Here is a 12,936-nt window from a genome sequence, read left to right as displayed (position 1 = left end):
ACTTACTTCAGGCCATCAAAGAAATCCAGCTCAGACAGGTCGTTTTCAAACGCAAAGAACTGTTTCTTACCGAGATAAAGCTGTTCATTTTGCCTTGCAACGGGAACTACGTAAAAGCCCCAGCTCTTTTCGTCTGTAAAAACAAAGAATTTAACTTCCCCATTCACGATCGAATCTGTATCGTCCTGCGGGATTTTCCCAGGATAGATGCTGGCGATCTGCTCATAGATCATCTGTTTGTAGCTCTCAGGCTGATTGATAAACACGTAATGATGCCGCGGATTGCCTTTCGCATCCTTTAAATAGAACTGAATCTCCCTAACAGCAATCGGACGTGAAATGAAGCCTTGTACCTGATTGGCTCGCTCTAAGCTGTTGATTAATGTTTTTTCATGCTGATTATGGGTAAATGCACGTACCGAATAAGGAATGATTGGAGCATGGTTGGTTATGCTCGCCTCAATGAATCCTGATTTTTTAGCACTCAAATAACGAAGAGAGCCACGCAAGCATGCCAGCTTAAGATCGGATACCTTGCCCGTTTCCTCTATTTTTTGTTTAAATTCAATACTGCGCCCCGGCACAAATTCTTTTAGTGCTTCACGGAACACATCGATACGGCAGGATTGACCTGTTAATTTAATAATGGAGAATTCCTGTAAACGGCCATCCTGGTAGTATTCATCCAAAAACTTGCGCACAATCTCGTAAATGTCTGCGCGGATGAGCTGACTAATTTCCCTGATGGTAAATACCACGTTAGGGAATTCGTACTCCTCGCGAAACGCTCCCTGATGAAGTGTGGACAAAAACCATCGATTGATTTTGGTGATTTTTAAATCATTGTCTGAATCCTCGCTGCTAATAGGCTGGAATCTATTTCGGAGGATACCAGTTTTGCGGAAGAACTCTTTTTTCATGTTTTCAGCGAGTTCCCATAGGAAGTAAAAGTTGTTGCGCACGCGGTGGTATTCTTCACGTGAACGATTTTCGTAGAGCCTAAATTGTGTCGGAATGATTTGATCTGCCTCTTGATAGCTGGCCTCAAAAGTTTCGTAGACAGCTCCTACACCATATTCGTCCACATAGCGATATAAATCGGTAGCTGGGATAGGAATCAACTCATCAATATCTGTGTTTGTTCGCCTTTTTGTATAGTAATTGGCAAAAGCAATCTTCATAAATTGCATAATGCGATAGGTGATGTTATTGCCGCCAAAGTTGGTGTCACCATTCTCATAGGTCGTATGTATATCAATCTGGTAGGAGATATGTCCATCTAAAATGGAAAACCGGCAGGAGGACAGATCAGTCGTACCCCCTCCACAATCAATGACCAATGCCTTATATTCCTCGCCATCCAGAAATCGTTTCTTCTCAATCTGATCAGCTATCGTATTGTAGAGTACCGCCATGCCTTCATCCAATGCATCCTTCGCTTCAATCTGGTACTGAGGTAAAATCTCGTGAAACATTTCAATAAATTGCGTTTTTAATTTAACGGGACTTGAAATATGCAAGTGAGTGAAGCGGCATTTGAACTGATGCTCCGCCATCTCCACAATATAGGTCAGGAAGCCGCGTAGGATGTCGCTTCGTTTGACATAAGCAGTGTTGCCTTCCATATCCACTACTTCTTCTGTCCTTGTGTAAGCATTTACCCATCTTTTTAGACCTTGGAATTGAGAGGATTGACTGCTAAAGCCATTCTTTTTGCGATGAGAAAGCGCTTCATAGCCGAAATGATACTGGATATTCTCTTGATCTCGGCAGTCTGCTACGCTCACGATGGTTGGCACAACCGCGACCCAATCAGTTGTTTGCTCTGTCTCATCAGGAAATTTTACATAATTAATCTCATTCAGACGGATTCGTCCATTTAACAAATCATGACTTGGCGGGGTGGAAATATATCCCCTATCCAGATAGGCTCCAGCAGTTGTGTTAGATGTCCCGAAATCGATCGCCAGCACAGCATTCGTTTCCTCTACCTCGCAAATTTCCAAGTCGGTCACAGGAACCTTGCAATAGTGCAGATTAGCTGGCAACAAAGGACCATCCTGATAGTAGGCTCTATACAGGTATTCCGAATCCTGCTTTCTGAAAAACAGCAGGCTGTAATTTTGATTAGCCGTTCTCCGCAGCTCAGCATTGCGATCCATTGCTAAGTAAAAAAGCCCTGGTTGCGACTCGTCCTTTTTCAGATGCAGAATTCCACACAGTTCCATGCTGTCATTAATCAGTAGCACATTAGACTCCTGCAAACCGATCGCTTCTATTAAATATTGATCTAGCTTGTCTACCTTGAGTCCACGATACAAAGAGATTTTGGCTGGAACCTTGATGCTTACCTGATCAGATAAAGGGGTTTTTAAATAAGTATGGATCGCATCCTCAATTCGCTGAAAGCCCCCCTTGTGAAAGCCCCGAATCAATAGGCTGTCTGCTGCTCCACGGAATTTTAGGATGGTATCAATTAAAGCCTCCCGATCGAGCTTACTGGCAATCCCCTCGACTAATCGCTCCGTATAACAAATGTTACGCAACTGGAAGGTGGTCATGTCCTCCAGCTCTTCTCGCGAAAATCTGATCAGTAAGCGACTTCTATCTCGCCCTTTGTCCGTATGCAATCTATACGAATATCCGTTCATTGTTTCTGTCCTCCTTGCTTGTCGGTCAGTAAAGAGCGATGTAGTCCACTTGCATCGTTTCTTCCACTTCCATAATGCCAAAATGATAGCTCCAGTATAGTTCCGTGGAAAAACGAACTGGCAAAAACAAATCCTTAATCAATTCAATCTTAGCTCGGGCGATCGGTGTTTCTGGTTGACCGATATAAAACAGCAGTTCATCCTTTTCCTCGCAATTTGCGTATATCGTGGATCGAGTAAATACCTTTTTAGTTGTGTCCTTTAATAAATACACAGCTTCACCCGTCTCATACAGACGCAATAGATTGCTAGCAATCATTTCCCGTTCCTCTTTCGTAAACAAGTAAATGTTGTCCTTCACACTGCTTCCAAACACACCCGCCTCCAAATCCTGTTGCAGAAACCGGATGTAATATTCCCGTTTGTTCATGCCCTGCATAAGATCAATTTCTGCTAAAAAATGAATCAAAACATCAAACAAGTTATTGCGAAGCTCTACATCCGTCTCAATATTTGGGTCAAATAAATCCCGAAAAATTTCGTAGAAACGATAGTAGGGATTGATTTCAACAATTTGGTCAATCTCTTTTGCGTTCAGATTTTCCAGACTAAGCTCCATGTAGGGTGAAAAGACCTTGGCCAAAGCAAACTGGACACGTTTTTTCTCTATACCGGATCGCTCCGCCTTTATCAGCAAATCCCAAATGTAATTCAAGCCCATTCTCCTTCACACTTGTATTCAGGAAAGCTCATCTGTACTTCTGAAACGAGAAAGCTCATGAGATCATGTAAAATAAAGGAGGTATGACCTAGGGTAGATCGATGCTGGAACCGCAGACGCATCATTTTTTTATCTTGTTCCACCCTAACATTGTCGCTGATAAAAGGATTCATCTCATAGGTATGCCCTCTTGCCCTTTGAGCCTCCAAAATATCAACCTCTACCAGCTTCAGCATTTCCGCCGCTTCAAACGAGTGAACAATTCGAATGATTTCTCCCTTTGCCCGTACAATCATCGCCTGTTTCCTAGCATATCGAGCCATGAAACTATCGATGCGCTTATTCGAAACAAGCGGATATTCCATTTTGCCAATTTTAGATTCCACCGGCTGCATGATTTTCAATACATCCCATATTCCTGCCTTTTCTTGAGGTGAAACAATGGTCAGCTCGTCATGAGTCCGTTTGATGTAGCGGATATTCTCCTCTTCTCCGTCCACCAAATATCCATGTTCGGTGCCTGTTTTCCGCAATGACAAGACATGCTCAAAATTAACCCGATCCATAGCCGGGGTCGGAAATCCACTATTTTTAAGCTGAAGACGCTGAATATTCCATAGCGGAATTTTGTCTAGCTGTTTATAGCTCTCCCATTCCCCTAGATCGACCGTAATTTCGAGAATCTCCTCTGTTTCATCCAATTCCTCATCACAGCCTGTTAAGACAACATCAAAAAATTTATAAGCATAAGGATTGTTTACAGTCTTCCACGGTACACCATTCTTCTGAAAAACCGTGTAGAGCTGTTCGATTTGTTGCATATAAGTACGATTTTGCTCTAGCCGTACATGAATTGATCTGGTCTTAGAAGCTGTAGTCAGCTTGCCTGAAAAAACATGTTTCGTATCTAAAAGCGGTTTGATCGTCGGATAATCACATTGTAGGAAAAGTGTAAACAGCCTTGCTTCTTCCTTGTTTTTCAGTTGGGTAAGTAGACCATTCATATCACATGTTCTATTCAATGTATCTTCAGGCAGCATCGGGTACAAAAAATCATGGATAGGGTCCCAGTCATCCTTGGAGCAAATGGTGACGTACACATCATGCTTCTCCTGTTGATCCTCCAGCTCCCCAAACACCCGTTTTTCCAATTTCTTGTTCATCTCTTCCTGATATTCAACGAGATTGACGAAGACGCCGGTCATGAGTTGCTTTAGCAGGCGGCGTTGCTCTAAGTCCTCCAGCTTGTTTAAGCGATCCAGAATAATATCTTTCATGTTGATGGGAAGCCTCCTTTCCGTCAGAACTTACTGGTGCGGCTTAGTCACAGCTGACGTTGGTTTTTGTTCATCGCTTGGTGGTGTGTGCGGTGCTTGAGCCTGCTTGTTACCTTGCTCTAGTTCAACTGTTTTAGAGCTTTCCTTCTGGGAATGCTGAGGTGATTCTTTTGTTTGGTGATCCATCTGAGTTGGGACGGACGGTGGCGATGACTCGGCTGTTTTTGGTACTGTCTGCTGTGGAGGCTGTACCGATTGTGATTGCTGTGTAGCTGTTGCAGGTGGAGGTGTTGCTTGTCCGGACTGTTGTCCAGTTGCTGGTGTAGAAACTGCCCCTGAGCCTTGCTTCACAGGCGCTGCCGGTGTCTGTCCAGATGCTTGTCCTGTGGCTGGTGCAAGAATATTGCCGTTAGCAGGTTGATCTCCCCCATTTATTGCAGGCACGGGCAACGGATTTAATAAACCATCCACCTTGGTAATTTTGCGCTCTATGCCTAGAGCTTTTTCCATCATTCCAGCTTCCTGATAGATGGATTGGGCCTGTAAGTAAGCGCCTAGCGCACCTTCCAAATCCTTCTCCGCCAGAAAACGATCTCCATCCTTCTCCATTTTCTCGCCTTCTAGTTGTTGTGTACCTTTTTCCACCCCGATACGTTTGAGCTGCGTTTCATCTATTTTCGACTTGATTTCTTTTTGGCCCTCAGTATAGGAAGCATTGATTGCCGCCAGCTTGGCCTGTTGGTACATCTCCATGGCGCCTGAATAATCCTCACTGCTAGCGCGTAAATCGCCTTCCTTAACCAAAAGCTGCACCTGAGCTATTTTCTCTGCTTGATCCAGCTTTTCTTGAATCTCTTTCTTATCAAATTCCTTATGATTCTTCGCTTCTTCCAAAGCTTTTTTATAGCTCTCCTGCGCTTGCTTTACTTTCCCGTCTTTTACAAACTTATCTCCATTTACGATTAACTCAGTAATTTTTAGTTTTTTGCTCAACAATTGTCTGTATATCTTGTCATCTATCCGCTTGGCAGCATTTCGCGCCTCACTGTATTCTAGGAGCGCTTTATCGTAGTCCTTTTCTGAAACATAGGCGTCCGCATTTTTCTCATGTTCATAAATGCTAGCAACATTTTCTGCAAAGCGTTCTGCTGCACGGACCTTCATATACACTAATCCGCCTACAAGCAGAAGAACCGGTATGCCGATAAATAAGGCTGTTTTAATCCTTTTCCAATGTTTTTTCGGATCTTCCTTAAACACTTTATTCGCATAAATAGCCGCTATCGTATAATTATGAATCACTTGCTTTTGTTTGCTTAATAGCACTTCCTCCAGTTGATCGGCCAACTCTTCCGGACCTTTTGCTTCTTCTAAGGCTTCCAGCATTTCTTGGCAGCTAACCTCTTCCCAAGCTCCGGGCGTACAAAGCATCATCACATCTCCATCAGAGAGTACGATCTTTTTGGATACATATGGTTCAAAAAAATCAGGCTTCCCTAAATAAGAAAGTAGATTATGACGTTCCTCATGTCTGTCTATTGCTGCGAAAGAGATTTGCTCCTCATCAGCCATCTGCTGAGCAAGTGACTGATCATGGCTCCTTGTTTGCAAGCGCCCATGTCGAAAATGATACAATCTAGCATTACCCGCCACTGCCCAAATGATTTTGCTATAATCGGTAACGACAATCATAATGCTAGCTTTTAATCGGACTCTTGTACTTTCTTCTTTTAGCCAGTGATGGGCATTGAGTATGTATTTTTTTAGTCTGCGCCGAGACATTGTGGGCTTATCTAAAAAGCTTTGTAAAATACTTTGCACTGCCATCTCCGCACTTTTCACTTCTTGATCCGTGTCAATCCCATCGGCAATGACCCAACAAGCAACATCATCTAGTTCTACAAAAGCAAAATAATCCCGATTCTCTATAAAAGTGCCTGCTTCGGAAACGAAACTGGTCTGAAAATTGCTGTTTTCCTTCCTCATCCGTACCTCCGCTTCTCCTTCGCTACCAAAGGCCTAACCAGTCGCTTCGTTTTACCAGCCTTGCTCTAAAATAATGACCGTAGCGTTATCTTGATTGCGTAATTGCTTGCGTTCAATCTCTGCCACCATCTCTTCTGCGGCATCATTTGGAGAGCCGGCATTCATTAAAATCTGCTCCATTTCCACTTCAGAGAGCGTGTTGTACACACCGTCACTTAACAAAATAACCTTGTCTTTCTTTTTTAACAGAAACGGCTCGTTGCAAATCTCCATATTTTGAAACTGCTCATAGCCTAAATAATTGATCAGTCGCTTGCCCATCGGGTTATTTGTTGCTTGTTCCCTGGTAATCTCCCCTGACAGATAGCGTTCCTCCAGCACAGACTCCAAGATGTGCTTATGGTTCATTTTGATAAATTCCCCATTGCGAAACACCATGATGCTGCTATCACCTACAGCGCCCCAATAGAGCTTATCCTCGGTTACCACGGCTGCTACAAGCGTCGTACCACCATTTGATCCCCCGATTTGTTGCAGGATTTCAGCATTGCTTTTACGAGCAGCTTTTGTAAAAAAAGAAGTAATGTCTTGTACATCATCCAGATTCAAAAATTCCCGCATAAAGAGCGTAACCGCCAGAGTGCTAGACATCCGTCCATGCGAAAGCCCACTAATCCCATCCGCCAAAACAGCTAGTGTGCCAATAGGAGTTGTTGCTGTCGAAAAATAGTCGTCTTGTTCATCTCGATTGCCGATCGTTTGCCCGTTTCCAATCTGAATGCCCGGTTCTTTAACAGGCGCCATCAGATTCTGGCGTATCATAAAGAGCAATAACATAAACGTAAACCCAGCTAGCACAAAACAATATGTCGCGAGTTCCTGTCCCTCCAGCATGTTCATCAACCTACCCTCATTTGGTTTCCCATTCAAAATGGACGCCGCACAACGGGATAAAGATAAATTTGCTTTGACCAAGCTGAATGACATCATACGCTGTTAGCTCCACTGGGGAAAAAACAGCTTCATTATTGTGATAAGCAAGTCCAGACGCATCTCCGGGCAGTAGAAAAAAGTTGCGTTTTTTCGGGTCATAGACAATTACCGCATGATTGCGTCTTGAGATGGCATTATCACCAATAATGCGAATATGCATCTCCTCAGAGCGTCCAATGAAATTCTTTTCCGCCATAATTCGGTAATCCTGTCCCTGCTGAGGTCCTTCGATACAGACTAACCAGCCTGTTACAGGCTCAATCCCCGTTGTCTCACCCAAATAAGGCATGGTCTTTTCTTCATCGACTGGGCGCACCTGACTCTTGTTTTCTGCCCGTGCTGCTTGCTCTACAACAATGTTGCAATAGGGGCATGTATTACCGTGTTTTCTTGTGCTAAACATATGGCCATTCGTACATCTCGTTAAACTCATGTTTGGTCATCCCCCAAGTGATTAGTAGCAACCCTTTATTTCACTAAGATACGTGTATTTGCTATGTAAATGAGATCATTTATATCAATCTGTTGTCTTGCTTCGATTTCTACCTTATTCGTTCGATTGCTATTCGCCTTTTTTATGCCGACCCCATTATGAGAATCGTTGTCCTCAATGAACCAAGTCCCTCCAACGTGGTTAAGCACCGCATGGTGGGTACTGATAAGCGATGCGTATTCCGTATCTGACAGATCTATATCAACCTCGCCATTGCGGGTGTTCTTTCCGATCACCAAAGAGGTTTCCCCCTGTATCAACCACTCTTTAACTCTTTCGCCGTCTTCATCCAGTAGGACTAATTTTGTAATACCTGTTTGCTGCTTGTTTGATTGCTTAGGCAGTTGCTTCTGATTTTTTTGTGCAGTAATACCAAAAATGATGAAAGAAATTCCTAACAGACTAACCATCCATTTCATTACCGGGTCTGATTGAATGAAAAACGCAAAATATAAGATATTAATTGCAATGACAAAGAGCAGCACATCAATGATTATGACCCAAATGGAACGGTATTTTTTCGTTTGATCCTGCATATTTCTATCCCCCATAGACTGGTGTTTTTCCTTTCCATTCCGATCGTTATTTGCAAAGAAAAAAGGCTCCATACCTTGAAAGTTGTATGTCCACTGACATCAAATCACCTACAAAGAGAGGAGCAAGCACTTCCACCTTATTTTTTTCGCGGTCCAAAATAGCTCTGAAAGATCGCTGAGGCATCCAGAGGATTTTTAGAAGCTGATCCGTTTTTATGAAGATTCCCCTTTTTATCTTTTGGATTAAAACCAAAGAATTGTGAGAAATTACGCTCCATATCTCTGGGATCAAATCCCTGATATCCTTGTGTTGTTCTACGTTGGGTCGATTTCTGGCCTGTCCCTTGGGTGGATGTAGCCCTCTTTTGTGTCCGCTGATCTAATTTTGCATCGTACGCTCTCCGTGACTCTTCGGTTTTTAACACCGTATAAGCTTCATGTACTTCCTTGAAGCGTTGTTCCGCCTCACTGCTCCCGGGATTCACATCCGGGTGATATTTTTTTGCTAATTGTCGGTACGCTTTTTTCAATTCCGCTTCAGAGGCATGTTTGGAAACACCAAGTATGTCATAGTAATTTTTCATTATCTTTTTCCCCCTAACGGATGAGACAAAATTTTAAGAGGCTTTGAACCTCTTAAAATTTTATCCTCCTCCGATAGCCTACAAGACTATCTATTAAACGGCATAGCCGCCTTCAATTTTGGTAAATTCGGTTTTGTCTTTTTTCTGTTTGATGTATAGAGTGAATTCTCCAACACCTTCTGTATCGCCAAAACGTTCTGTGTAATCTACCACGAAAGCATTTGGCATGTGGATTTTGCGCACTACTTGATCAGCCGAGATTACTTCTAATGTTACTTTTCTGTAGCAATCCGCCTTTTCAGCAGGAACTAAAGACCACAGAGCTAGTTTCATCGTATCGTCAGCGCTGTCACCATCAGTAGACGTAATGATTTTACCAGTCATGCGTAGCGTAGTTCCTACATCTGTTGATCTAGCATTGGAATCATCTGGAGTGTCAGTTTCATACTTAACTGTTTGGATATTATCCATACCTAGTTCAATTGTTTCTGCACCTTCAACTTTTAGTCGAAAACCCATAAATAAAACCTCCTTAGGATTAGAAAAAATGGCTCTCACGCCCAATTTAGGACGAGGAGATTTATGTATAGAGGCAATCTTTTGTAAGACAGCCTCTACCATACGTTTTAGAAAGGACATCACGATTTCACAGGAGTTGTGCCCTTGGTAATCATCACTTCAAGGTTCTTCACGTTTCCATTAAAGACCAAATCAATGTGGCACAAATTGCTCTTATCATCGATGATGTAGCTAATATCATCTCCATCCTGAACGATGGAATTGACGTACCCGCGTCCACTCATCCATTTGCTCTTCTGGCTGCTCGGATTGTTACTGAAGAATTTCACGATATTTTCGTGTTTGAAGTCTCCAGTTTGGAAACGAAGAATACGTTCGATATACGTACTCACGAGAGTTTTATAAATAGGATCGAAACCATCCTCGGCTAAAGCAAGGCTTCTTGCTTTGTAAACCGTAATGCGTTTAATATCCTTTTCTTGAAGCTGTGCATTCTCTGATGAGAAGACAAAGCCGAAATTTTTACGGTTAATCGAATCTTTGATGTTGTTAGTAAAACCTGAAATTTCTTTCGCCATTGTAGTGACTGCGCGTAAACTGTTATCTCCAGCTTCAATATCAAAGCGTACGCCTGGATACTCTTTATTAATATTTTTAAATAGCTCGCGCATATAATCAGGGCATTGATAAGCAGCTACCACACCTGCTGCCACATAAGAAGAGCCAATATAAACTCCTTCAATCCAGAGCTTTAAGATGTCTTCTTTTTCCTTTGAAAGCTCCGCACCTGAATCGGTTTGCAGCATTCGACTGTCAATTACTACACCAGACTTATCCTTTGGAATGACTGTGAAGTTAGGTACACAAGGTATCGCAAATTCACTATAGTCCTTGCGAATAAGCGGATTACACTTGTCGATATATCTATCAATACCGGCTGTAGCCATGCTATTAAAGGTGGTCTCCTCACCTGTTTCAAAGCTAAAGAAGACTTGCAGCTTGTATTCTTTCACTACATTCAGAAGCATTGATAGTGATTCCAAGGTATTTCCGTCCTGCTTAACAACCTTCTCGTTTCCTTTGAAACGCTCACGGCTTACTTTTACTCGGCCAGCGGTCTCTAATTCAACGGACGGAACAATACCGAACCAGATAGTATCTGTGAAATCATTTTTGGAGTTCACAGTGTTAAGGTACGTTTCCAAACGTGGAATATTGCTGCTCTTAACTAACATATCTAGCTTTGTGTTTGTAATAAGGAGAGTAGGCATCATCCCTTTATTCTTGGTAGCATATTGATCAAAGAACATTTTCACACCAAGAATTTTCTCCACAAGCGGTTTTACCGTTTTGACAAAATCGTCCTTTGCGTTTTTGTAGAATTCAAGATATGTATTATAGTTTTGGATCTCGGTCTCCATATCCACTTCCGACTGAACCGCTGGTAGCGGGCAGAAAGTGCGAACTACTAAGTCTCTTACGTAAGAAGAAGGCGTTTCCGTAATAGATTCATAATCCTCTTCAAAAACCGTTACCAAGCCAGTACCGGTATTATCATCCAATAACATAAGCTCATTGCTATCGTTTTTAGGTGCTTCGATGATCTTTAATTCACCGCTCTCCCCAATGGTAAGCATTCCGATTTGGATCGCCTCAGATTTGTTCTCCTCAGCAGAACCGCCTAGTAAGAGCCTTGTTTTAATATCCTCGATCGCTAGAGGAAGCATCGCCATGACATTGTTATAGTTCTGACTTGCCTCTTCAAACATGCTATTGAGCTTGTCACCCATATCAAGCTTCTTTGGATCGCCATCATCCAATTTTTCGTACTCGTTATACATGTAATGAATCTCTTTGCGAACCTGTCTAATATCGTCCATGACCTTTTTCGGAGAGATCATATCTAACAAATTTTCGAACTTAAAGTCTACATTGGTAATTCCTTGACTGCGCTTCGTATCAATCAAGGTAAATAGCATTTTCAGAAAATCATTATGCTGATTAACCTTAATTTCCGTGATGCAGTCCTCTGAGATTGATTCTGGTTTTTTGAGGGTGTACATCACTTTTTGGTTCGCTGCATTGTAAAACGAATAAACAGTCGGTTCGAACTTGTCCAAAAATTCATCGAAATTTTTAACAAGAAGATGCTGATTGATTTCTTTTACCTTCTCGTCACTTAGACTATCTATGCCTTTGACATCGCCTACAATGGTGACTAGATCCAGCTTCTCTGGATTTATTTCTTCAAAAAGCATCGTTCGGTTGGTTTGATAAATAATGTCCATAATCTGCCCCTTTCTATGTTTCACTGAGGTATGTACAAAAAGTAGACCTACATGTGAATAATGGTACGTGCATAAAAAGTCTTAATCATAAGGGATAATCGGCCCTAACGAAACAGCATTAATTTAACTTAATTGTAAAATTAACCCATTTTCTACCGGATTAATCTATCCAATTTCCCAGATTAATCTATTTTTTTACCATAATTCCCCTATCGCCTTTCGCAATTTATATTAATCAACTCTTTTCGTCACTGTCAATCATTTAAAAAAATCAGGACTTTATGCCTTTATTTTCCGTTTTCAAAAAATTTAAATTGGTACTTATTACCTCCATTCCCTGTTTTACGTTGTGAAAATCAATTATTTCCACCTTTTTTTGGTTCTATTTTCCTGTTTTCCATTTTTTCTCTTCATTTTTAGGACAATGTGACCGATTCTTATTTTGAGATCATATCTTGTAAAAGGATGTGTAAAAAGTCAAGATGAGGAAATCCATGCGTAATTCCACCATGTATCTTGCCATATGCGCTTTGCTTTTAGGGATCGCCTTCTCTTGCCTGCTAGAAGCTCCCCAAGCCTTAGCCAAGGCTGATCCTAATCGGGGTAATGATGCCATGTTTGTATTGGATGCCAGTTATTCCATGAGGGATACGGATAAAGAAGGGATAGCAGCAGAAGTAGTCAGGCTATTTATGGATATGAGCAATGCGGATCGTACAAGGGTAGGTTTTGTTGCCTATAATCACAAAATTGTCAAAACAAAGGCTTTAACAGCAATCTCCGTGAAAGATAAAAAGAATGAGATCAAAAAAGCCTTGTCCTCTTTGCCGCGCTCAGGTTATACAGACCTCGGACTTGGTCTCTTAACAGGTACAGTGCTCTTGGCCA

The 12,936-nt window shown here is 42.0% G+C and carries 11 protein-coding genes; 1 reads left to right on the top strand and 10 read right to left on the bottom strand.

Features of this window, described 5'->3' with window-relative positions:
* Window positions 1-2: 2 nt before the first annotated feature.
* The 10 genes from AYJ08_RS10975 to AYJ08_RS10930 form a co-directional block, all read right to left on the bottom strand.
* Window positions 3-2,651 carry an acetate and sugar kinases/Hsc70/actin family protein gene (locus AYJ08_RS10975; protein WP_064017755.1) on the bottom strand — a complete coding sequence of 883 codons (2,649 nt, stop codon included), beginning with the start codon at window positions 2,649-2,651 and terminating at the stop codon, window positions 3-5.
* A 25-nt stretch (window positions 2,652-2,676) separates the two neighbouring features.
* On the bottom strand, window positions 2,677-3,372 hold the full coding sequence (locus tag AYJ08_RS10970; protein WP_064017754.1) for a hypothetical protein: 696 nt from the start codon (window positions 3,370-3,372) through the stop codon (window positions 2,677-2,679).
* Entirely contained in the window at window positions 3,363-4,649 is a 1,287-nt protein-coding gene (locus tag AYJ08_RS10965; RefSeq protein WP_064017753.1) for a hypothetical protein, read from the bottom strand. The genes AYJ08_RS10970 and AYJ08_RS10965 overlap by 10 nt, the downstream gene beginning before the upstream one ends.
* Window positions 4,650-4,679: 30 nt before the next feature.
* Window positions 4,680-6,635 (bottom strand): PP2C family serine/threonine-protein phosphatase, encoded by a 1,956-nt coding sequence (locus tag AYJ08_RS10960; protein WP_064017752.1) that lies wholly within the window; start codon window positions 6,633-6,635, stop codon window positions 4,680-4,682.
* Window positions 6,636-6,686: 51 nt separating this feature from the next.
* The gene (locus AYJ08_RS10955; protein ID WP_031410866.1) at window positions 6,687-7,535 is read right to left on the bottom strand and encodes a PP2C family protein-serine/threonine phosphatase; all 849 of its coding nucleotides are present in this window, start codon (window positions 7,533-7,535) and stop codon (window positions 6,687-6,689) included.
* A 10-nt stretch (window positions 7,536-7,545) separates the two neighbouring features.
* Window positions 7,546-8,061, bottom strand: coding sequence for an FHA domain-containing protein (locus AYJ08_RS10950; RefSeq protein WP_064017751.1), 516 nt, complete (start codon window positions 8,059-8,061; stop codon window positions 7,546-7,548).
* A 35-nt stretch (window positions 8,062-8,096) separates the two neighbouring features.
* Window positions 8,097-8,657 carry an FHA domain-containing protein gene (locus AYJ08_RS10945; protein ID WP_064017750.1) on the bottom strand — a complete coding sequence of 187 codons (561 nt, stop codon included), beginning with the start codon at window positions 8,655-8,657 and terminating at the stop codon, window positions 8,097-8,099.
* 137 nt (window positions 8,658-8,794) lie between these two features.
* A complete protein-coding gene (locus AYJ08_RS10940) occupies window positions 8,795-9,241 on the bottom strand; it encodes a DnaJ domain-containing protein (RefSeq protein ID WP_064017749.1) in 447 nt (148 codons plus the stop codon).
* A 93-nt stretch (window positions 9,242-9,334) separates the two neighbouring features.
* On the bottom strand, window positions 9,335-9,760 hold the full coding sequence (locus tag AYJ08_RS10935) for a hypothetical protein (RefSeq protein ID WP_064017748.1): 426 nt from the start codon (window positions 9,758-9,760) through the stop codon (window positions 9,335-9,337).
* Between the two features lie 119 nt (window positions 9,761-9,879).
* Window positions 9,880-12,048: a hypothetical protein gene (locus AYJ08_RS10930; protein ID WP_031410871.1), complete on the bottom strand. Its 2,169-nt coding sequence runs from the start codon at window positions 12,046-12,048 to the stop codon at window positions 9,880-9,882.
* 494 nt (window positions 12,049-12,542) lie between these two features.
* Between AYJ08_RS10930 and AYJ08_RS10925 the strand changes: the two genes are divergently transcribed.
* Window positions 12,543-12,936 (top strand): VWA domain-containing protein (locus tag AYJ08_RS10925; RefSeq protein WP_157452851.1); only part of this gene is annotated, 394 nt, incomplete at its 3' end.

The sequence above is a fragment of the Brevibacillus sp. SKDU10 genome (genome assembly GCF_001645205.1).
Lineage (GTDB): Bacteria > Bacillota > Bacilli > Brevibacillales > Brevibacillaceae > Brevibacillus_B > Brevibacillus_B halotolerans.
The sequence above is the reverse complement of the archived record's forward strand: the minus strand, read 5'-3'. Positions and strand labels throughout refer to the sequence as shown.